Origin of the sequence: Mesorhizobium australicum (genome assembly GCF_900177325.1) — a bacterium.
GTDB lineage: Bacteria > Pseudomonadota > Alphaproteobacteria > Rhizobiales > Rhizobiaceae > Mesorhizobium_A > Mesorhizobium_A australicum_A.
The window spans coordinates 2,344,661-2,366,072 of sequence record NZ_FXBL01000004.1 but is presented as its reverse complement, the minus strand read 5'-3'; the positions used below and the strand labels follow the sequence as shown (position 1 = coordinate 2,366,072).

Here is a 21,412-nt window from a genome sequence, read left to right as displayed (position 1 = left end):
CGGACCGCCCACACGTCGAGGCTTAGCTCGGCAGGCCGAGCACCGCCTTGGCAAGGATGTTCTTCTGGATCTCGTTCGAGCCGCCGAAGATGGCCGGCGCACGCGAATCCAGGAACAGGTTCATCGCATCGACCTCGTCGTTTCCGGCTTCGATGTCGTCGAAGTAACGGGCATCCTCGCCGGCCAGCAACAACATCTCCTCCGTGATCCGCTGATAGAGCTCGGTCGTGAAGATCTTGAGCAGGGACACGTCCGCGCCAAGTTCCCCGCCGTCGCGCAAAACCTTGGCGAAACGCTCGAAGGCGGAGCCGAGATCATACAGGTCCAGACGGTGCTTCGCATAGCGGGAGCGGAAGGCCGGGTCCTCGAAGGCGCCGCGGGCACGGGCGAGCTTGTCCAGCCGCTCCATCGCGATCTCGGGACGCGTCGGCGCGCCGAGGAAGATGCGCTCGTGGCCGAGCACGGCCTTGGCGACGTTCCAGCCCTGATCGACCTCGCCGACGACGTTGCCGACAGGCACGCGCACATTGTCGAAGAAGACCTCGCAGAAGTCGGTCTCGCCGCGCAGGTTGGCGATCGGCCGAACCTTCACGCCGGGCGACTTCATGTCGATCAGGAGGACGGTGATGCCCTTCTGGCGGACCTTCTCGTCACGCGACGTGCGAACAAGAGCGAAGATCCAGTTGGCGTTGTGCGCCAGCGTGGTCCAGATCTTCTGCCCGTTGACGACGAAATGATCACCGTCCCGCACCGCGGCGGTGCGCAGGCTGGCGAGGTCCGAACCGGAGTTCGGCTCGGAATAGCCCTGGCACCAGATATCCTTGCCCGAGAGGATTCTCGGCAGGTAGTGCGCCTTCTGCTCTTCAGTGCCGAAGGCCAGCAGCAGCGGACCGATGAGGCCGAGGCCATGGTCGGGAATGCGCGGGCAGCCGAGACGGCCCCATTCCTCGACATAGATCATGTGCTTCTGGGGGTTGAGCCCCATGCCACCGTATTCGACGGGCCAGACCGGCGACAGCCAGCCTTCCTCGGCGAGCCCGTCGTACCAGACCTTTATCTCCTCGTAGAGGGGCCGCTGCTTGCGCATGAAGCGCAGCTCGGGAGGGAGACGACGCTCGACCAGGTCGCGGAAAGCGGCCCGGAAGTCGTCATCCGACATCGCATTCCAGTCGGTCGCCATCAGATCGAGTCCTTGAACACCGCCGGGCGCTTCTCGATGAAGGCGCGCATGGCCTCCTTGGAGTCCTCGTGGCGGGTCATCTCGTTGGTCAGGTTCTGCTCGAAGCGGTAGCCTTCGCGCAGCGGCATGGAGCCGACCGTGTTGATAGCGCGCTTGGCGAGCGAGAGCGCCTTCGGGCTCTTGGCGGCGATGTTGCGGGCGAGCTTCATCGCCTCCTCCATCAGGTCCTCGAGCGGCACGCAGGCCTCGATAATGCCGCGGCGGTAGGCCTCGGCAGCCGGCACGCGGTAGCCGGTCAAGACCATGCGGCGGGCGAGCGACTTCGGGAAGATGGTGGTGATGTGGCTGACGCCGCCCATCAGGCCGATGTCGATCTCCGGCAGTCCGAACACGGCGTTCTCGGAGGCAATGATGATGTCGGCGGCGATCACCGGGCCCATGCCGGCGCCGAGAGCGGGACCGTTGACGGCGGCGATGACCGGACGGTTCTGCTCCATGATCGAGTTGGAAACCTCGCGTGCGCGGCGCATGTGGCGGTAGGTCTCGCCCTTGATGTCGCCGATGGCCTGGCGGTTCTTGATGTCGGCGCCGGCGGAGAAAATCTTCTCGCGGCCGGTGATGACGATGCAGCGCACTTCGGGCGTGTCGTTCAGCTCGTCGAACGTCTCGATCATCTCCTCGGAGAAGTCACGCGAGTAGGCGTTGACCGGGGGGCTGTCCATCTTCACGAGCGCGATGTGGTCGGCGATGTCGACCTTGATCAGATTGTTACGCATTGCATTTCCTCCCGCGGTCAGGCCGCGCGTTCCACTTCGACGAATTCCAGGCGCATCGCCTCGGGCTGGCCGAGGGTCGCGCTGAGCGCGATGGCGCGCTTCAGGTAGAGGCCGATGTCGTGCTCATCGGTGAAGCCCATGGCGCCGTGCAGATGCACCGCGCGGCGGCAGATCGAGGTCGCCGCATCGCCGCAGCGCGCCTTGGCCGCGAGCACGGCCATGGCCGCTTCCTTCGCATCGCCTTCCGACTGACGCATGACCGCGTTGACGACGGAAGCGCAGGCGAACTCCGCGTCGCTCCACATTTCGACCATGCGGTGCTGCACCGCCTGGAAGCTCGCAATCGGCTTGCCGAACTGGACGCGGTCCTTGGTGTAGGCGATCGTCATCTCGATGGCCTTGCTGGCAATGCCCGCAAGCTCCGCCGCGATAGCGATCCGCGCATTGGTCACGGCGGCTTGCACAAGCACGGCGACGCTCGGGCCTCGGGCGATCACGCGGCTGGCCGCGACACGGCAGCGCTCGAAATGCAAACGACCGATGGCCGCGCCGTCGACGCCCGCCTTCTCCGACACAGAGAAACCCGACGCATTCGCAGGCACGGAAACGACCAGCGCCTCGCTGCCGGCATCCACCACAACCAGGAAATCGGTCGCGGAGCTCGCGCCGTCGACGAAGTGGCGATCTCCGGTGAGCACGACGCCATCCGCGTCCACGGCAGCCTTGAGCGGCGCGCCGTGCGCATGTTCCGACGGATCCTGCCAGGCAGGCGTGACAAACAGTTCGCCGGAAGCGAGGCCCGCCGCGAGACGGTCGCGCTCTGCGGAGGCCGGCGCATCGCGCAGAAGGGTGGAGGCGAAGACCGCGCCCGCGCCGATCGGCTCGGAAATCAGCGCCCGACCCAGGGATTCAGAGAGAACGGCCTGCTCGGCGAGGCCAAGACCCGCGCCACCGAGGTCCTCGGGCAGCAGCAGGCCGGTCCAGCCGGCTTCGGCCATGGAGTTCCAGAGATCGCGGTCGACATCGGCCGACCGGGCGCGTTTGGCGCGCAGCGATGCTGCTCCCGGCTGACGCGACGCCAGCGTCGCCACGCTGTCGCGCAGCATCGCAAGCGTGCCATCGGGATCGTCGAAAACTGTCTGCGGCATCATTCCTCCCGGATGGGGCCGTCCTGTCGCACAAAGGCTAGGCGATCAGGCGGCGTGGCACAATCACTGCATCGATGTGCAGCATACTTTCACGGATGTGAATCGAGTCAGGCGGGCAGCGCGTGATTCCTGAACTGGTCGCGCAGCTTCGTCTTGAGGAGCTTGCCGGTCGCGGTGTGCGGCAGCTCGTCGACGAACGCGACATCGTCGGGCAGCCACCATTTGGCGACGCGGGTGGAGAGGAAGTCGAGCAACTCTTCGCGGGAAGCCTCGGCGCCCGGCTTGCGGACGACGATGAGAAGCGGGCGCTCCTGCCACTTAGGATGCGGCAGACCGATCACCGCCGCCTCCTGCACGGCCGGATGGCCGACCGCGGCATTTTCCAGGTCGATCGAGGAAATCCACTCGCCGCCGGACTTGATCACGTCCTTGGAGCGGTCTGTGAGCTGGACGTAGCCCTCGGCGTCGATCTTGGCGACGTCGCCGGTGGCGAACCAGCCGTCGGCGTCGAGGACGTCGCCGCCCTCGCCCTTGAAGTAGCCCTTCGTGACCCAGGGGCCACGCACCTTGAGGTCGCCGGAGACCGAGCCGTCCATCGGCAGGTCGGAACCGTCCTCGCCGGTGATCTTGATGTCGATGCCGTAGACCGGCCTGCCCTGCTTGGCCTGGATGTCGATCTGGCCGTCCACGGGCAGGCTTTCGTGCGCCGGCAGCAGGTTGCCGATCGTGGCAACCGGGCTCGTCTCGCTCATGCCCCAGGCATGCAAGACGAAGACACCGTGGTCGCGGCGGAAGCGCTCGATAATGGCGCGCGGCGCGGCCGAGCCGCCCACCACCACGCGCTCGAGCTTGAGCTTCGACACGTCGAGGCCCGGCGTGTCGTCGATATGCTTGAAGAAGCCGAGCCAGACGGTGGGAACGCCGAGCGAGAAGGTGCACTCTTCCTCTACCGCGAGCTCGAACAGGCTCTTGCCGTCGAGCTTCGGCCCCGGCAGCACAAGCTTCGCGCCGCACATGGCGGAGGCGTAGGGAATGCCCCAGGCGTTGACGTGGAACAGCGGCACGACGAGCAGCACGCTGTCGGCCCGGCCGAGCTTGAAGCCGTCCGTCGTGCAGACCATGAAGGAATGCAGGATGGTCGAGCGATGGGAATAGAGCACGCCCTTCGGATTGCCCGTGGTGCCCGACGTGTAGCAGAGAGACGAGGCCTGGCGCTCGTCGAAGACCGGCCAGGAGATGGCGTCGCTCTCGGCGTCCAGCAGGTCCTCATAGGCGACGGCGCCGTCGACCTCCTTCGGCAGATGGTCGGCATCGGTCAGAGCAACGAAGCGCTCGACGGTCGAGAACTTCGGCTTCAGATCCGAGACCAGGCCCGCGAAGGTGATATCGAAGAAGAGGACGCGGTTCTCGGCGTGATTGACGATATAGTCGATCTGCTCGGGAAAGAGACGCGGATTGACCGTGTTGAGCACGGCGCCAATGCCGGAGACCGCGAAATAGAGCTCCATGTGCCGGTGCGTGTTCCAGGCGAGCGAGGCGACGCGGTCGCCCGGCTTGACGCCCATGCGCAGCAGCGCGTTGGCGAGCTTGGCGGCGCGGGCACGCAGCTCGGAATAAGTCAGGCGGACCGTCGGCCCTTCGCAGGTGCGGCTGACGATTTCGGAATGCGGGTGGAAACGCGCTGCATGTTCGATGAGCGACGAGATCAGCAGCGGCTGGTCCTGCATCAGGCCAAACATGGGGTTTCCTCCTGGGCGACCGCTGTCCCCGGAAGGGTCGCGGCATCTTGCGGCGGAAAATCCCGGCGGAAGGCTGTGGAGTCAATTCAAACTCGGATGAGTAAGAGAGTTTCATATCCTTGAAAGTCGGACATGCATGCGACGGCCGTTTGCATGCAGGCGGAGGCTCGGGGAAAAGGGCGTTTGGAGCGGCATCGGGAGGAGACCGGAATGAGCGCGCTGTTTTCCCAAGGCAGGCTGGGCGGCCTTGATCTCGACAACCGCATCGTCGTCTCGCCGATGTGCCAGTATAGCGGCGAGCGCGGCGTGGCGCAGCCCTGGCACCTGATCCACATCGGCAACCTGATGATGTCGGGCGCCGGCCTCGTGATCATGGAGGCCACCTCCGTCGAGGCAGCCGGCCTCGGCACCCATGGCTGCCTGGGCCTTTACACCGACGAGCAGGAGAAAGCGCTCGGATCTCTCGTCGCGCAGGCGAACAAACTCTCTTCTGCCAGGCTCGGCATCCAGTTGACCCACACCGGACGCAAGGCCGCGACACGCACCATCCCCGAGCGCTGGCGCGGCGAGCCGCTGCCGCCGGAGGAAGGCGCGTGGAAGCCCGTGGCGCCCTCCCCCATCGCCTATGATGCTGGCTGGCAGGTGCCGGAGGAACTGACCGAGGACGGCATCCGGAACATCATCCAGGCTTTCGCGGACTCTGCCGTGCGGGCCGATCGCGCTGGATTCGACCTGGTCGAGATCCACGGCGCGCACGGCTATCTGATCCACTCGTTCCTGTCGCCGATCACCAACCTTCGCACCGACGGCTGGGGCGGATCGGCGGACAGGCGCAACCGGTTCGCGATCGAGATCGTGCGCGCCGTTCGCGCTGTATGGCCACGCAGCAAGGCGCTGGGCTTCCGGATGAACAGCACGGACTGGACGCCGGAAGGTTCGACGCTGGACGACGCCGTCGATCTTGCGAGGGCGTTGGAGACGGAAGGTCTCGACTACGTCGTGATGTCGTCGGGCAACATCAAGCCGGGCATTGCGATCCCGCCCGCGGCGCCGGGCCATCAGGTTCCGTTCGCGACCGCGATCAAGAAGGGAACCGGACTGGCGGCGATGGCGGTGGGAATGATCGCAAAGCCCGAACAGGCCGAGGCGGTCGTCGCTTCCGACGAGGCTGACTTCGTCGCGCTCGCGCGGCCGATGCTCGACAATCCGCGCTGGGGCCTGCATGCGGCGGCGGCCCTCGGCGCGGACATCCGCTACCCGCCGCAATATATCCGCGCGCGGCCGAACAACTGGCTGGGCTTCGGCTTCGTCCATCCCGACGCCAAGCCGCCGGCGACGACGCAGCAGCTCGACCGGCCGAAGAGCGTGTCGTCGTGGGACAGGCCGGCGGCGCCGGAAAAGCCTTCGACGGCGGCTTGACGCGCGCCGAGTTGAGGACAAAGATTTCCGAAGACGGGGCAAAACGACAGAACAAGCGCCCCGGGAGGAAACGATGGCCACCTCGATCCGGCTCTTCAAGGGCGCGTTCGGGCATGTGTCTGTGCTGAACGTCGAAAGCGATTTCGTCACTCACGCGCATCCGGAAGCGCATATCATTGTCTGGATAGAGGGTGCTGCCGGTCGCATGACCATCGGCGACGGCGCGGTAAATCTGGGTGCCGCGACGGCGGCGGCGATCAACCCGCTCGAGCCGCACAGCCACGACCTCGCCTGCGAAGGCCGCGCCGGCCTGTTCCTCGCCTTCTACATCGACCCGGCCTGGGCGCGGCTGCGGCGCGGGCTACCCTCCGGCGCGCCGCTTTTTGTCGAGCCGACCATTCCGCTGGAGCCCTGGCTGCACCGCGCGGCGGCATCCCTGCTCGACCAGCTCTGCGACGACTGCGGGCTGGACGATCTGGCTCCCTACGAGATCGAACGGCTGATCGACAGCCTGTTCGACGCCGCGGACGAGGCGCATCCGCGCCGGCTGCGCGGCCTTGGGGCAAACGCCATGCTTGACCACCGCATCCGCAAGGCGATCGAGCTGATGAAGGGCAATGTCTGCGAGCGGATGAGCCTGGACGATGTGGCGCGCGAGGTCGGCCTGTCGCGGCCGCATTTCTTCGCGCTGTTCAAGGAGCAGACCTCGCTGACGCCCAACGTCTACTGGAACACGCTGAGGATGGACGAGGCGCTGCGGCAGCTGCGTTCGACACAGGAGCCGCTGATCTCGGTGGCGTGCCAGCTCGGCTTCACCACCGCCGGGAACTTCTCACGCTTCTTCCGCGACCATGCCGGCGTGCCCCCGACGCTCTATCGAGAAGCGGCGCGCGCCGGGCTGTGAACGATTTTCAGACGGATCGATAAGTCCGCAAGACTCCTTGATAAGCGCCGTAGCGGGCGCCGCCCTAGCCTGACCTCATCCAACCCGCGAGGCAGGCGAACATGGCATCGGTCACCATCTCCAGCGTCATCGACGCTCCCATCGAAAAGGTCTGGGCGCGCATCCGCGACTTCAACGGGCTGCCCTCCTGGCATCCACGCATGGTCGAGAGTGAGATCGAAGACGGCAAGAAGGCGACCGAGATCGGCTGCGTCCGCAAATTCAAGGTGGCGTCGGGGGCGACCATCCGCGAGAAACTCACCGCCTTCTCCGACGCCGACCACCTGACCACCTATTCGATCATCGAGCACCCGGCCCCGATCTCGAACCACACGGCGACGCTGAAGCTGGAACGCGTGACGGACGGGGACCGCACCTTCGCGATCTGGACGAGCACGTTCGACGCGCCGGCCGACAAGGGTGACGAGATTGCCAAGGGGATGGGCGACAACGTCTTCCAGGGCGGTTTCAACGCGCTGAAGGCGCATTTCTCAGGGCAAAGCTGAGCCGGGAATAGGAGGCCGCCATGGGACTGACCCTGCAGAGCTTCCCCTCCGTCGCCGACGCTGCCGCGGCACTCGCCGCAGTCGACGCACGCTATCTTGGCGGCGGCACGCTCGCGGTGCGGGCGAACAACGAGGGCGATGTGTCGTTCTCGAAACTGGTGCGCGTGACCGATCCGGCGCTGACGGCAATCACGATCGACGGAGAACAGGTCCGGCTCGGTGCATCGGTCACCATGTCGGGGATCGCCCGCGATCCTCGCCTTACAGCAATCGCACCGGCGGCACGCGCGGTCGGAGGGCCTGCCGTCCGCAACATGGCGACGGTGGGCGGCAATCTCTTCGCTGCCGCGCCCTATGGCGACTTTGCAGTGGCGCTGCTGGCGCTCGACGCGACCGTGCATTTTTCCGATGGCGACCAGCCGATCGAGGCCTTTCTTACGGGTCGAGATACGCTGCCGCGCGGGCGCATCGTGACCGGGGTGAGTTTCACCTTGCCGGCGGCCGCAGCGTTCCGCTTCAAGAAGGTTTCGCGCGTGAAGCCCAAGGGCGTTTCCGTGCTGTCAATCGCGGCGGTCATCGAGGAGGAGGACGCCGCGATCAGGTCGGTAAGGATCGCGCTCGGCTGCATGGCCGACAGGCCGATGCGCGCGCGGGCGGCGGAGGCAGCGCTGTCGGGCAAGGCGCGGAGCGCCGAGGGCATCGCCGCGGCACTGGCACTGGCCACTGACGGCGCTTCGCCGATCACCGACGCCATCGCCAGCGGCTGGTACCGGGCGGAAGTGCTGCCCGTGCATCTTGGACGCCTTCTCCTGGAGTAACGCGGACCCGAACACCCGACGCAGCCAGAGCCACGCAGGGAGGAAACATGGCGAAGGTACCAGTCCAGCTCACGCTCAATGGCACGGAGCGCGCGGAGTTCATCGACGGCGGGCTGACGCTGCTCAACGCGCTGCGCGACCGGTTCGGCGACACATCGCCCAAGGGCGGCTGCCACCAGGGCACCTGCGGCGCCTGCTCGGTCATCGTCGACGGCGAGCTGAAACTCTCCTGCCTGACGCTCGCCGAGACCTGCGATGGCGCGCATGTCGAGACGACGGCGGGACTGGCCGGCGACGGCATCCTGCATCCGCTGCAGCGCGCCTTCCTCGACGGCTTCGCAGCCCAATGCGGCTTCTGCACGCCGGGCATGATCATGGCCGCCAAGGCGCTGCTCGCCCGCGTGCCGAACCCCAGCCGCGAGGACGTGATCGAGGCGATCTCGGGCAATATCTGCCGCTGCACCGGCTACGAGCCGATCATCCAGGCGATCCTGTCGGCCGCGCGGTCGAACTCGCAGAACGCGGCCTGAGGAGGTCCTGATGGAACTGCGCAAGAGCTATTTCGCCGACGAGCGCAAGGACGACCTGAACGAGATCGGCCAGTCGCTGCAGCGGTCCGACGTGCCCAATCACGTGACCGGCAAGACCGCGTTCTTCGCCGACCGGACCTTTCCGAATCTCTTGCACCTCAAGATGGTGCGCAGCCCGCACCATCATGCGCGCATCCGCGAAATGGACCTGTCGGAGGCGGAGAAGCATCCGGGCGTGGTGCGCATCCTCACCGCCAAGGACGTGCCGCAGAACCTCTACACGATCCTGATCCTGATCCAGGTCGGTCCGCCGGACGAGCACGTGCTGGCCGAAGGCAAGGTGCGCTGGAAGGGCGAGGCGGTCGTGGCGGTATTGGCCGACAGCGAGCGCGCGGCCAACGAGGCGGCGGCAAAGGTGAAGATCGACTACGAGGTGCTGCCGGCCGTCTTCGACATGCAGGAGGCACTGAAGGAAGGCGCGCCGCTGGTCAACGAGCATCACAGCCAGAACTATTATCGCTACGATAGCGGCGCATCGCGGAAAGTGCGCTTCGGCGATGTCGAGAAAGGGTTCGCGGAAGCCGATTTCGTGCTGGAGGAGACCTACCATTCCTCGCCGATCGAGCAGGCGCCGACGGAGACGACCGGCTGCATCGTGGCACCCGAGGGCAACGACCGCTTCACCTGCTACACCAACACGCAGGCGATGTTCTTCACGCTCGACAACGCCTCGATCATCCTGCAGATGCCCGGCCACAAGCTGCACATGGTGGGCGGCACGGTGGGCGGCGGCTTCGGCGGCAAGGTGGACGTAACTGTCGAGCCGATCGCCATCCTGGCGGCGCGGCTGACCGGCCGGCCGGTGTCGTTCATTTATAGCCGCGAGGAGGAGATGCAGATCTCCTCGCCGCGCGCAGCCGAGACGATCATCATCAAGGACGGTGTGATGAAGGACGGGCGGATCATTGCCCGCCAGGTCACCGGCTACACCGATGCGGGAGCCTATTCGCGCCACTCGCCCTATGGCGCGCAGAAGGGCGCGGCGCACTATCCCGGCCCCTACACGATCCCGAACGTCTGGGTGGACACCTATTGCGTCTACACCAACCGCACGCCGTCCTCGGCGATGCGCGGCTTCGGCGTCACTATCGCCGACTTCGCGCTCGAAGTGCAGATGGACAAGCTGGCGCGGCTGATCGGCATGGACCCGCTCGAATTCCGCTTCATCAACGCCTATCGCGACGGCGACATGAAGGCGCATCGCCAGCCGACCGAGGGGGCAGCACTTGTCGAATGCATGCAGGAAGCCTCGATCGCCGCCGGCTGGCCGGTGGCGGAGCGCTTCATGAAGATGTCGTCGAAACGCAGGGAGGCGTGACATGGCGCTGAGACGCGGGCGCGGCGTCGCCGCGATCAACTATCCGACCGGCATGAACCTCGGCGGCGACCCCAGCCAGGCGCTGGTGCATTCGACGCCGACCGGCGCCTTCATGGTGACGCTGTCCTCGGTCGACCTCGGCCAGGGGCTGCGGCAGGTGATGGCGCAGATCTGCGCCGAGACGATCGGCATCCCGACCGAGCAGGTGACCATCGACACCGCCGACACAGACACCGGGCCGCATTGCATGGGCACCTTCGCCTCCCGCGGCACGCACCGCATCGGCAACGCGGTGGCTCAAGCGGCGCGCGAGGCGCGGCAGGTGATGCTGGAAGTGGCGGCCGAGGCGCTGGAAGTGGACGCCGGCGACCTCGATACCGACGGCAAGGGCATGATCCACGTGAAAGGCGCGCCGCAGAAGGCGATCTCGGTGTTCGACACGGCGTTGGCCGCGCATTTCAAGTATGGCCGCTCGATCTCCGGGCGCGGCATGTTCCTCGTGCCGCGCTCCTTCCCCGAGACCGAGACCGGCGCGATGAAGCCCGCGACCTGCTACGCGCATGCCTGCACGGTGGTGGATGTCGAGGTGGACGACGAGACCGGCGAAGTCGACGTCGTGTCGGTCAAGAACGTCTTCGAGGTCGGCCGCGCGCTCAATCCGCGCATGGTCGAACAGCAGCTCGTCGGCGGCTCGTGGATGGGCATCAGCCACGCGCTCTACGAGACGACGGAGCCCTACTATCCGGCGCGGGAGCATGGCGGGCGCGACTTCAACGAATATCTGATGCCGGGCCCGGGAAACCTCGCCGAGACCGAGACGATCGTGCTGGAGCGACCGGCGGCGGACGGGCCGTATGGGGCGAAAGGCGTCGGCGAGATGTGCGCCAATCCGCAGATCCCGGCGGTGGCCAACGCCGTGTTCGACGCCGTCGGCGTGCGCATCGATTCGCTGCCGATTACGCCGGAGAAGATTCTTCGCGCGCTGAAGGCGAAGCGCGCGGCGGCCTAAGGATGCGGATAGGTCCGCCCCCTCCACCACGCTTCGCGTGGTCCCCCTCCCCCGCTTCGCAGGGGAGGATCCGGCGCTGCGGCCGGCCTCGACCTGGATCCTCCCCCGTTTACGGGGGAGGGGGACCGCCGAAGGCGGTGGAGGGGGCGCCGCATCATCTCCGGCAGAAGCGGCCATGACGCCCCCCGCCCCCGAAATGACGTCACCGGACGACGTCTCCTCCCTGCTCCGAACGGCGCGCTACGTTGCCGATGACGGGCTCGCCACAGCCGTCTTCCTTGCCATCCGGCTCGGCAAGCCGCTGCTGCTGGAGGGCGCGCCGGGGGTCGGCAAGACGGAGGCCGCGAAGGCGATCGCCTCGGGGCTCGGACGCGAGGTGGTGCGGCTGCAGTGCTACGAGGGCATCGACGCCGCGCATGCGCTCTACGAATGGAACTACCAGCGGCAGCTTCTCGCGATCCGGCAGGCGGGCGAGCGCGAGGTCGACATCTATGACGACCGTTTCCTGATCGACCGGCCGCTGATGCAGGTGCTGCGCGCGCCGGAGCGCCGCGTGCTCCTGGTCGACGAGATCGACCGGTCCGACCACGAGTTCGAGGCGCTTTTGCTGGAGTTCCTGTCCGACTTCCAGATCACCATCCCCGAGCGCGGCACGATCGCTGCGGCGACGCGGCCGGTCGTGGTGCTCACCTCCAACCGCACACGCGAGCTTGCCGAGGCGCTGCGGCGCCGCTGCGTCTACCACTGGATCGGCTATCCCGACGCGGCGCGCGAGGCGGAGATCATCATGCTGCGCGCGGGCGAGGTGGCACGCGAGACGGCCAGGGCCGTGGCGAGCGCGGTGCGCGACATCCGCCGCCGGCCGCTCGCCAAGCCGCCCGGAATCGCCGAGGCGGTCGAATGGGCGAATGCGGCGACGGTGCTGGAAAAATCCGGCAGCCCGTGGCCGGAAGCCTTCCGTCGGGCGATCGGCGTGGTGGTCAAGGACGAGGAGGACCTCGCCTGCCTCGCACCCGAACTCGACGCGATCCTGGAGGAGGCGCTGGCATGAACGCGCTCCCCCGCGCCGCCCGCCCTTTTCCCGGCTTCGCCCGGCTGCTGCGCAGCTTCGGTTTCCGGATCGCGCCGGAGCAGGCGGAAGCCTTCATGCGCTCGATCACGCTGCTCGGGCCGCGCACGATCGACGACATCCGCCTCGCGGCGCTTGCCACCTTCGCCATCGATCCGGACCGGCGCGGCGAGTTCGACGTGCTGTTCCGCGCCTATTTCCACGGCGAGCAGGGCCTCGTGGCCGACGGCAACGACGAGGAGACGGAGGTGAAGGATGATCGCGGCCACCTCGAACAGGCAGCGGCGGCGCCCAGAATGGAAGCGGGCGGCGCGCTCGCTTCCGCGATCGACCAGGCCGGGACGCGCAGCTTCCGGCGTGACGGGGATAGGCTGGCGGAACTGCGTCGGCAGCTCGCCGCCGCGCTGCCGAAGCGCCGCTCGTTCCGGTCCGAAAGAGTGAACTCCGGCGGAGCGACCGACCTGCGCCGTGCGCTCAGGTTGATCGTGCGCGCCGACGGCGACGTGCCGGACCCGCCGTTGCGGCGACGCAAGAGCGTCTCGCGTCCGCTGGTGCTTCTGATCGACGTCTCCGGATCGATGAAATTGCACACGGCGGACCATCTCGGCATGGCGCACGCGGCCGTCCAGGCGGCGGACCGGGCCGAGGTCTTCACCTTCGGCACGCGGCTCACCCGCATCACGCCGGCGCTGCGCATCCGCGACCGCGCGCAGGCGCTGGCGAAGGCGGCAGCGCTCGTCGACGACTGGGACGGCGGCACGCGGATAGGGCCGTCGCTTGCCGCTTTCCTTTCGGTGCCGCGCTATGCGGCCATGGTACGGGGCGCATCCGTCGTGGTCCTCTCCGACGGACTGGAGCGCGGCGGCCATGGCGAGATGGAGACCGCGTTCCGGCGGCTTTCGGGGAGCGCGCACCGGCTGGCGCTGGCGACGCCACTGGCAGGCGATCCGCGCTTTCGCCCGGAGACCGCGGCGCTGAAAGCGATCCTGCCCTGGCTGGACGACCTCGTGGACGGATCGTCGGTCGAGGCGCTGTCAGATTTCCTTCTGTCGCTCGCCCGCCCCGCTCCCGCCGCGGCGACACTCTGGAGGGCCTCATGACGCAGAAGATCATCGATTCCCATTTCCATATCTGGCGGCAGGCGGATCAGCCCTGGCTGGTGGGCCCGATGGTGCCGCGCATCTTCGGGCCTTACGAGCCGATCCGCCGCGACTATCCGATGAGCGAGTATCTCGCGGACCGCGCGGGCACCGGCGTCGAGAAGGCGGTCTATGTCCAGACCAACTGGGCGAAAGAGGATTTCGAGAAGGAGGCGGCCTGGCTGCAGGAGACCGCCGACGCGACCGGATGGCCGCATGCCATCGTCGCCTATGCCGACATGACGGTGGACGACGTGCGTCCGCAGCTCGACCGGCTGAAGGCCTATCCGCGCGTGCGCGGCGTGCGCATGCAGTTGCACTGGCACGAGACCCCGCAATTCCGCTTCGCCGCCTCGGCCGACCAGGTGATCGATGCGACCGTGCGGCGCAACGTGGCGCGGCTGAAGGACTATGGGTTTTCCTTCGATCTCCAGCTGTTCCCGGGACAGATGCGCGACGGCGCGGTGCTGGTGGGGGAGAATCCGGAGATCGACTTCATTCTCACCCATACGGGCATGCTGGTCGACCGGGAAGCGAAGACGGCGGACGCGTGGGAAGCCGGCCTCGCCGCCATGGCAGGCTTCGACAATTTCTCCGCAAAACTGTCCGGCCTGGGCACCTTCGTCCACCGCAACGACCCTGACCTGATCGCATTCATCGTCGACCGTGCCAACGCCATCCTCGGCAGCCGCCGGCTGATGTTCGGCTCAAACTTCCCGATCGAGAAGCTGTGGACCGACTACGCTTCGCTGGTCGCCGCCCATGTCGCGGCCGCGGCGAAACTGCCGCCGCAGGATCGGGAGAACATTTTCTGGAACACGGCCGAACGGGTGTATCGGCCGGCATAGGCGGCGCGAGCCGGTGCGCGATCGTCGGGCGTCAATCTTGCAGCAGCCTGACCGCCTCCGGCACGAAAGCCTGGCCCTCGCCGCGGCCGACAAGTCCTTCCAGCGTCCGCGACACGCCCTCGGCGACGAGATCCGCCGCACCGAGGTCTTCCGCGAGCCGGCGATAGTAGGACAGGTCCTTGGCCGCATTGGCGATCGAGAAGCGCAGCTGCGCCGTCTCGCCGACCTCGATGTAGGGGCGCAGTCGCTCCAGCGCGACCCCGCCGCCGCCGCCTTTGGCGAGGCATTCCACCAGCGCGTCCATCGACACGCCACCCTTGCCGGCGCAAGCGACGGCCTCGGCGATCAGCGTCACCGAGCCGAGCGAGACGAAGTTGTGCAGGAGCTTGAGCTGGTGGCCGGTTCCGACGCCGCCGGCCTCGAAGATGTTCTCCGAAAAGGCCGAGAGCAGCGGCCTGACCTGTGCGACGACCTCCGGCTCGCCGCCGACGAGAAGGTTCAGCCTGCCCTCCTCCGCCTCCTTCGGCGTGCGGGTCATCGCAGCGTCGACGAAATGGGCGCCCTTCTCGACCACTTTCGCGGCGAGCGACACGGTCGAGGTCGGATTGGCCGTCGAGCAGTCGACCACCACCATGCCGGGGCGTAGCGCCTCCAGCACCCGGCCGCTGCCCAAAAGCACGTCCTCGACCTGCGGCGTGCCGGTCACGCACAGGACGAGGATATCGCTCGCGCCGGCGAGCTCCGCCGCCGTGTCGCATCCTTTTGCGCCCGCGCGGTCGAGATCGTCCGTCGGCTGGTTGCCGGGATGGCGCAGGTAGCGCAGGCCCCAGCCCTTCAGTGCGATGTTCTTCGCGATCCCGTGGCCCATCAGGCCCACGCCGATCATGCCGACCCGTTCATTCATCCCCTGCTCCTCGTTCGACGCGGCATCCCGATGGCGGCCACGATGCCGTGGCAGGTGTGGCCGAGCCCGGCGTGGCAGGCAAGACCCAGTCGCCCCGCCCCATGGGCACACGCGCGCTGCCGTGGAAGAGGGTGGCCGCACCGTCGCCATCCATCGGTTGTCGAAAGGCATCCAACGGAGATCGGAACGAAAGCAACAGGAAGTCCGACCTGCGAAGAGCTGCAAGCTGGAAGCGAGATAAAGGGAACATGCCCGGCTCCAGCGAGCACGGCGAGCGCTCAGGAGCCTGAGGCCTTCTTCGCTCTCGTTCGAACGGTCCGCAGCCGCGGGTGGTGCATCCGGATGGCGTCCCGGCCGTCGTTCTTGGCCTCGTACAGCGCCAGGTCGGCCCGGCTCAGGATGGTGCTGAGGTCGTCCTGATAGCCGCAATTGTAAATGCCGAAACTTGCCGTGGCGGGCGGCAGGCCCTGGCTTTCGAGCGCTGTGGAAAGATCTTTCTGGAACGATCTGGTGATGTCGTATGCCCGGTCTGCCCCCTCGCCCGCGAGCAGCACGGCGAACTCCTCGCCACCGATGCGGCCGACGACGGCGTCGAAAGGCATGGCGTCACTCAGCGTCCGGCCGAATGTGCGGATCACGGCGTCGCCCGTCGCGTGGCCGAGCGTGTCGTTGATCTGCTTGAAACGGTCGATGTCGGCGACGATCATCGTCAGCCGCAGCATGGGGCGGTCGGGCGCCTGGAGGAGATGCAGCGACCGCTCCTCAAAGCCCCGGCGGTTGAGGCAGCCCGAGAGCTTGTCGAGGCGGGCCTCCAGCTTGAGTTCCTTGATCAGGACGACGGCGAGGCCGACGAGCAGCGAAAGGGCTGCGAACACGGCCAAAATCGGAGAGCCGAGGCGAGTGGTGTTCCAGTAGATGGAATCGTGAAGCGCGTTCCGGTCCGCGTAGAAATTGCCTTCCCAGATCACCTGCAGAGGACGCCAGGAAAAGTTGATGAGCGCAAGGATCGATACGGCGATCGTGAGGGATCTGCCCCACCCCGGCGACCCTGAGCGGAAGGTGGCGATCAGCGTCACCAGGGCCATGACGGAATGCGACACGTTCATCACATGGATCCGGGCCGTCAGGTCGTTGTCGACATAAAGCCACCACAGGATGGCGCAGACTGTCGCGAGAGCCGTCAGGCCGAGGGCGAGCAATGGCACCTTGCCGCCCGCCATCTCGATGACCGCGACACAGATGAGCGTCACGGCGGCCAGGAACGCCAGGTTCGTGAACAGGTTCGAAAGCCCGTACGGCATCGCGGGGACGATGTCCTGAACGACGAATGCCACGGCGAACGCAAAGAGGCCGATCGCAGCCGTCCGCATGGCGCCCGCGCTCGGCCGATGATACCAGATGATCAACATCGCCGATGCCAGGATGCAGGCGATCGCCGGATTGAGCAGCAGGACATAGACATTCGTCGACACGACGCACCTCCGAACGGCCAGTTCTACAAAACTGTTGCTTGCTCCCCGCTAACCCTCGACGCGGCTTTTTAATCAAATCTTGAGCATGACGTCCCGGACGGGCGAAGGTCGCCGGCCGGTCGCCATCGCCGCGGCAAACGGCGGAAGCTGCGCAAAGGAAATTCTGGCGGAGAGGATGGGATTCGAACCCACGAGAAGCTTTTGACCTCTACTCCCTTAGCAGGGGAGCGCCTTCGACCACTCGGCCACCTCTCCGGTGGCTTCCCGATACTGAAAAGCCCGGGCACAATCAACAACGCATTCGCGAAATCGCGAAACGGCCGGAAGCTACCGGCTGTAGCGCAGCGTCAGCGAGAAGCGCGCCGTGCCGCCGAAGCTCGCCGGCGGCTTCGGATAGGGTGCTGCGCGGCGCACGGTGGCGAGCGCCTCGCTGTCGAGCACCGGATAGCCGGAGCTCGACGTGACCCGCGCGGAGGCGAGATTGCCCGACCCGCCGATGCTGATAGACACCTTCACCGCACCCTTCATGCCGCCGCGCGCGGCAGCGTCCGGATAACGCTTGTAGCGCTGGACATGGCCGTTGACCTTGCGGCCGTAGGAGTCGCGATCACCCGACGTCGCCGCGGCGGAGGCGACGGATCCTGCCTGGCTCGCCGTCCGGGACTTGTCCTTGGCCTTGGCCCCGCCGGTCGGCGCAGTTGAACTGCGCTCGCGCCGTTCGGGTTTTTCCGCCCGCCGGGACAGCTTCGTGTCCGCCTTGCGGGACTGTTCCTGGGCTTTGGCCGATCTGGTCGGCTCCGCTTTCCTCTCCACATGCGCCGCCTTGGCCGGTGCCTTGCGATCTATCTCGACAGGGACAGGACTGGTGGTCTTCGGTGCGTCGGCCTTTTTTGCCGGAACCGGTGGTGCTGGCTCCGGCGGAAAGAGCGGCGGTCCGGGCACGGCTATCGCCGGCAGCATCGATTCGAGCGAGGGGCGCGCGGCGAGAACGGGAGCCTCCGCTTTCGCCTCGTCGGTTTTCTCGGCCTCGAGCGGCTCCTCCGCTGCCGGCTCTCTGACGACATCCCTAGGCATTGCGGCGCCCTCGGAGGACGAGGCTGCCGGCTGAGACGGCGGCGATACATCCTGCGTGGCGGCTGCGAGATCGGTATCGGCTGCCGATTCGGGCGTGGTCGCCGCGGCCGGAGCAGTCTGAGCAATCTCCATCTCCGTCAGCGGCGGCAGGGGCTCGAACTGCGGCAGCGGAGCCGGAGCGACGGGATCGGCGGAAGGCGGCTCTGCCTGCTCCGTGACGGGCGCTTCGACGACCTCGGCCTGCCTCTCGGCATCTTGCGCGTCCGGCTCCGGCCGGTCGGCGGGCGCAGCCGCATCCTGCGTCTCCTCGGCGTCGCCGGCGATGGAGGCAACATCCGAGGGGTGGGGTGCCGGATCCGCGAAGATCTCGACCGAGATGGCGTCCGTTTCAGCTTCGACACCCTCATGCCAGACCAGCATGCCGAGCCCGGCGACGGCGACCGCATGGAAGACCAGCGACACGGCCAACGCGGCGACGTTCCAACGCGTCCTGGCGAGCGGCGTCGCCACTTCCACGCCCGGCGCAGCGATGTCGGGCGAGGTTTCCCCGGAACTTTCGCCGTCGCGCGCAAGCCGCGGAAATTCGAATCGAAATCCATCAACGTCGGAAGCTGCCTCGACCGGGAGCGCGACGGGTTCGGGCTCCGTCCCGTTCGTCTTCGCCGGCTGGATCGACGGCCACTGGATCACGGCTGCCTCGCCTGCGACAGGGCGAGCGGCGCAAGCACCAGCTTGCCGCCGTCGCGCGCGACATGGGCGGTGACACCATAAACGGACTGGAGCAATGCGGCGTTGAGCACTGTTTCAGGCTCGCCATCCGCGGCGACCCGGCCACCATCCAGCACGATGATCCGGTCGCACCAGCGCGCCGCGAGCGTCAGGTCGTGCAGCGAGACGAGCACGCAACGCCCCTTCGCCGCGACCGCGCGGAAGGCCTGCATCATCGAGATCTGGTGTGCGGGGTCGAGCCCGGACGCCGGCTCGTCGGCGATGAGGAACGGCGTGTCCTGAGCGACCGCACGGGCAGCGAGCACCCTCGCCTGTTCTCCGCCGGACAGTTCGGTCGCGGGCCGCGCGGCCAGCCCGTCGACGCGCAGCAGTCGCATCGCATCCGCTGCGATCGCCTCGTCTGCCTCGGACGGTATCTGCCCGTAGCCGCGCCATGGGATGCGCCCGAGCATGACCACCTGCTCGACCGCCAGCGCCCAGCCGATGGAGCGTTGTTGCGGCAGGAAGGCGATTTTTCGCGCGCGTTCGGTCGAGCCCATCGCCGACAGCGCGCGGTCGCCCAGCCGCACCTGCGGCGTCTCGATCAGGCCGGCAAGCGCGCGCATCAGGGTCGACTTGCCAGCGCCGTTCGGCCCGAGCAATCCGACCACCTGACCCGGTTCGAGGTCGAACGAAACGCCGTCCAGCACCTTGCGGCCGGAAAGGCTGACCGAGAGTTCAAGTGCCGACAGCCGCATCACTACGTCTCCCGCTTTGTACGCGCGACGAGCCAGAGAAAGAACGGCGCGCCGATGAGCGCGGTGACCACGCCGACATTGAGTTCCCGCGCGGGGATTGCGACGCGCACCGCAACGTCGGCGGCGAGAAGCAACGCCGCACCACCCAGTCCCGCCGGCAGGATCAGGCTGCCGGGCATGCGGTCGGTGAGCGGCCGGATCAGGTGCGGCATGACGAGGCCGACAAAGCCGATCGCGCCCGCGACGGCGGTGGCCGCTCCCACCATCAGCGCCACGCCACCCACGACGAACAGACGCGCCCGGCGCATGTCGATGCCGAGGCTGGCGGCGCTCTCCTCGCCCAGCGTCAGCGCATCGAGCGCCCGGCTCGACGCGAACAGCAGCGCGGCCCCCGCGACCATCAGCGGCAGCGCGATCAGCACATGAACCATCGAGCGGTCTTTCAGCGAACCGAGCAGCCAGAAGATGATCTCGTAGCTGGCGAAGGGGTTCGGCGAGAGATTGAGCGCCAGCGACGTGAGCGCGCCGGCAAGGCTGGACAGCGCGACGCCGGAGAGAATGAGCGTCAGCGTCGAACCATGGCGGGCAGCAATGCCCAGCAGGAGCAAAACCGACACGGCGGCCCCGACAAGCGCGCCGGCAGGCAAGGCCAGGATCGAGGCGCCTGCAAGGCCGCTGTAGAACACCGTCACAGCGCCGAGCGACGCCGACGCCGAGACGCCGATGATCCCGGGCTCGGCCAGCGGATTGCGCAGGAAGCCCTGGAGTGCCGCGCCGGATGCGCCGAGGCCGAAGCCCACCATGAGACCGAGCAGTGCGCGCGGCAGCCTGATCTCGCGCAGGATGATCGCGGCCGCCTCGTCACCGCCGGCGATCAGCGCCCGGATGCTCTCCAGCGGGCCGTAGCTCGCGGGCCCGGTCAGCAGCGACAGCAGGAAGAAAACGACCGTCGCGGCAGCGAGTGACCCGATGAGCACGCCGCGGCTCATGGCGCGGCCCCGCCGGCCGGGCAGGAGACGACGCGCCGCCGCGCCTCGACCAATGCCTTCACTGCCTCGATGACGAACGGGCCGCCGCACGAAGCGGAGCCGCGGGGCAGATGGATGCGCAGCGTGCCTTGCCCCAGCGCCCGGATCGCCGGATGCGAGGCAATCAGGTCGGCCAGCGCCGGCGTGTCGGCCAGCGGCTCGGGCAGCACGACGATGTCGGGCTTCTTCTCGACTAACAGTTCGAGCGGAAACGGCGCCATACCGGAATAGCCGAGCTCGGCCGCGATGTTGCGCAGGCCGGCGGCCTGCATTGCCGAATCGACCAGCGAGCCGGCACCCATGGCGATGCCATTCTGGTCATAGGCGATCGCGGTCGGCGGCGTCCCGCATCGCCCGGCCTCTATGCCCGACAACTCGGTCTCGAATGAGGTGGCCATCTCCTCCGCGCGTGCTGTCGCGCCGAGGATCGCCCCCATGCGCCGGATCTCGCCCGGGATCGTGTCCAGCGTCTGAGAATACTGAAATTCCTCAATGCGATAGCCCAGGCGACGCAGCAGTGGCGTGGTGTTGTGCAATGAATAGGCGCCGGTGATTACAACGTCCGGCTTCGCCACCAGCACCTCCTCCGCCAGGCCGCGATTGTGCGGATAGGAGGCAGCCAGCGCGGAATGGAAGGAAAGGCCAGGGTCCGAAGCAAGCTCCGACACCGAGACGAGCTGGCCGGGCGCGGCAAGCAGCATGGCCAGCTGGTCGGTGCAGACGTTGAGCGACATGACGCGGGCCGGCGGCGCGGCGACCGCGGCGCCCGCGAGGTTCAGGATCAGACCAAGCAACAGGAGCGGCGCTCTACGGCGCCCCCCTCTGCCCTGCCGGACATCTCCCCCACATGGGGGGAGATTGGCAGCGTGGGCGCGTTCGCCCACCTTGCTCCGCCGGAGACTGGCGAAACCAATCTCGATAGCTAATCTCCCCCCGCGTGGGGGAGATGTCCGGCAGGACAGAGGA

The 21,412-nt window shown here is 67.3% G+C and carries 20 protein-coding genes and 1 tRNA gene; 10 read left to right on the top strand and 11 right to left on the bottom strand.

What is annotated here, in order from left to right:
- Nucleotides 1-22: 22 nt before the first annotated feature.
- The 4 genes from B9Z03_RS14060 to B9Z03_RS14045 all read right to left on the bottom strand — a co-directional run bounded on the left by B9Z03_RS14060 (nucleotide 23) and on the right by B9Z03_RS14045 (nucleotide 4,843).
- The gene (locus B9Z03_RS14060; protein WP_085464779.1) at nucleotides 23-1,180 is read right to left on the bottom strand and encodes an acyl-CoA dehydrogenase family protein; all 1,158 of its coding nucleotides are present in this window, start codon (nucleotides 1,178-1,180) and stop codon (nucleotides 23-25) included.
- Nucleotides 1,180-1,956, bottom strand: coding sequence for an enoyl-CoA hydratase/isomerase family protein (locus tag B9Z03_RS14055; RefSeq protein WP_085464778.1), 777 nt, complete (start codon nucleotides 1,954-1,956; stop codon nucleotides 1,180-1,182). Before B9Z03_RS14055 ends, B9Z03_RS14060 begins: the two co-directional genes overlap by 1 nt.
- Before the next feature lie 17 nt (nucleotides 1,957-1,973).
- Nucleotides 1,974-3,104: an acyl-CoA dehydrogenase family protein gene (locus B9Z03_RS14050; RefSeq protein WP_085467657.1), complete on the bottom strand. Its 1,131-nt coding sequence runs from the start codon at nucleotides 3,102-3,104 to the stop codon at nucleotides 1,974-1,976.
- Nucleotides 3,105-3,211: 107 nt separating this feature from the next.
- Entirely contained in the window at nucleotides 3,212-4,843 is a 1,632-nt protein-coding gene (locus B9Z03_RS14045) for a long-chain-fatty-acid--CoA ligase (RefSeq protein WP_085464777.1), read from the bottom strand.
- 210 nt (nucleotides 4,844-5,053) lie between these two features.
- Here B9Z03_RS14045 and B9Z03_RS14040 point away from each other — a divergent pair, with 210 nt between their 5' ends.
- The 10 genes from B9Z03_RS14040 to B9Z03_RS13995 all read left to right on the top strand — a co-directional run bounded on the left by B9Z03_RS14040 (nucleotide 5,054) and on the right by B9Z03_RS13995 (nucleotide 14,502).
- A complete protein-coding gene (locus B9Z03_RS14040) occupies nucleotides 5,054-6,262 on the top strand; it encodes an NADH:flavin oxidoreductase/NADH oxidase (protein WP_085464776.1) in 1,209 nt (402 codons plus the stop codon).
- 73 nt (nucleotides 6,263-6,335) lie between these two features.
- The gene (locus B9Z03_RS14035; RefSeq protein WP_085464775.1) at nucleotides 6,336-7,166 is read left to right on the top strand and encodes a helix-turn-helix domain-containing protein; all 831 of its coding nucleotides are present in this window, start codon (nucleotides 6,336-6,338) and stop codon (nucleotides 7,164-7,166) included.
- Between the two features lie 101 nt (nucleotides 7,167-7,267).
- Complete coding sequence (locus tag B9Z03_RS14030; protein ID WP_085464774.1) at nucleotides 7,268-7,711, top strand: SRPBCC family protein; 444 nt, start codon at nucleotides 7,268-7,270, stop codon at nucleotides 7,709-7,711.
- Between the two features lie 20 nt (nucleotides 7,712-7,731).
- Nucleotides 7,732-8,529, top strand: coding sequence for an FAD binding domain-containing protein (locus tag B9Z03_RS14025; RefSeq protein WP_085464773.1), 798 nt, complete (start codon nucleotides 7,732-7,734; stop codon nucleotides 8,527-8,529).
- 47 nt (nucleotides 8,530-8,576) lie between these two features.
- Nucleotides 8,577-9,059, top strand: coding sequence for a (2Fe-2S)-binding protein (locus tag B9Z03_RS14020; protein ID WP_085464772.1), 483 nt, complete (start codon nucleotides 8,577-8,579; stop codon nucleotides 9,057-9,059).
- Between the two features lie 10 nt (nucleotides 9,060-9,069).
- A complete protein-coding gene (locus B9Z03_RS30430) occupies nucleotides 9,070-10,437 on the top strand; it encodes a xanthine dehydrogenase family protein molybdopterin-binding subunit (RefSeq protein ID WP_085464771.1) in 1,368 nt (455 codons plus the stop codon).
- Between the two features lies 1 nt (nucleotide 10,438).
- On the top strand, nucleotides 10,439-11,446 hold the full coding sequence (locus B9Z03_RS30425) for a xanthine dehydrogenase family protein molybdopterin-binding subunit (RefSeq protein ID WP_085464770.1): 1,008 nt from the start codon (nucleotides 10,439-10,441) through the stop codon (nucleotides 11,444-11,446).
- 175 nt (nucleotides 11,447-11,621) lie between these two features.
- Nucleotides 11,622-12,497 (top strand): AAA family ATPase, encoded by an 876-nt coding sequence (locus B9Z03_RS14005; RefSeq protein ID WP_085464769.1) that lies wholly within the window; start codon nucleotides 11,622-11,624, stop codon nucleotides 12,495-12,497.
- Nucleotides 12,494-13,615 (top strand): vWA domain-containing protein, encoded by a 1,122-nt coding sequence (locus B9Z03_RS14000; RefSeq protein WP_085464768.1) that lies wholly within the window; start codon nucleotides 12,494-12,496, stop codon nucleotides 13,613-13,615. Before B9Z03_RS14005 ends, B9Z03_RS14000 begins: the two co-directional genes overlap by 4 nt.
- Nucleotides 13,612-14,502, top strand: coding sequence for an amidohydrolase family protein (locus B9Z03_RS13995; RefSeq protein WP_085464767.1), 891 nt, complete (start codon nucleotides 13,612-13,614; stop codon nucleotides 14,500-14,502). The genes B9Z03_RS14000 and B9Z03_RS13995 overlap by 4 nt, the downstream gene beginning before the upstream one ends.
- A 31-nt stretch (nucleotides 14,503-14,533) precedes the next feature.
- On the opposite strand, the gene B9Z03_RS13990 is transcribed toward B9Z03_RS13995, so the two are convergent.
- The 7 genes from B9Z03_RS13990 to B9Z03_RS13960 all read right to left on the bottom strand — a co-directional run bounded on the left by B9Z03_RS13990 (nucleotide 14,534) and on the right by B9Z03_RS13960 (nucleotide 21,240).
- Nucleotides 14,534-15,556: an NAD(P)-dependent oxidoreductase gene (locus B9Z03_RS13990; protein WP_085464766.1), complete on the bottom strand. Its 1,023-nt coding sequence runs from the start codon at nucleotides 15,554-15,556 to the stop codon at nucleotides 14,534-14,536.
- A 128-nt stretch (nucleotides 15,557-15,684) separates the two neighbouring features.
- The gene (locus tag B9Z03_RS13985; RefSeq protein ID WP_085464765.1) at nucleotides 15,685-16,878 is read right to left on the bottom strand and encodes a GGDEF domain-containing protein; all 1,194 of its coding nucleotides are present in this window, start codon (nucleotides 16,876-16,878) and stop codon (nucleotides 15,685-15,687) included.
- A 164-nt stretch (nucleotides 16,879-17,042) separates the two neighbouring features.
- Nucleotides 17,043-17,133, bottom strand: a tRNA-Ser gene (locus B9Z03_RS13980).
- 72 nt (nucleotides 17,134-17,205) lie between these two features.
- A complete protein-coding gene (locus tag B9Z03_RS13975; protein WP_085464764.1) occupies nucleotides 17,206-18,642 on the bottom strand; it encodes a TonB family protein in 1,437 nt (478 codons plus the stop codon).
- The gene (locus B9Z03_RS13970; protein ID WP_085464763.1) at nucleotides 18,639-19,418 is read right to left on the bottom strand and encodes an ABC transporter ATP-binding protein; all 780 of its coding nucleotides are present in this window, start codon (nucleotides 19,416-19,418) and stop codon (nucleotides 18,639-18,641) included. The genes B9Z03_RS13975 and B9Z03_RS13970 overlap by 4 nt, the downstream gene beginning before the upstream one ends.
- A 2-nt stretch (nucleotides 19,419-19,420) precedes the next feature.
- Nucleotides 19,421-20,407 (bottom strand): FecCD family ABC transporter permease, encoded by a 987-nt coding sequence (locus B9Z03_RS13965; RefSeq protein ID WP_085464762.1) that lies wholly within the window; start codon nucleotides 20,405-20,407, stop codon nucleotides 19,421-19,423.
- Nucleotides 20,404-21,240, bottom strand: a complete 837-nt coding sequence (locus B9Z03_RS13960) for an ABC transporter substrate-binding protein (protein WP_244561745.1) — start codon at nucleotides 21,238-21,240, stop codon at nucleotides 20,404-20,406. Before B9Z03_RS13960 ends, B9Z03_RS13965 begins: the two co-directional genes overlap by 4 nt.
- Between the last annotated feature and the right edge of the window lie 172 nt (nucleotides 21,241-21,412).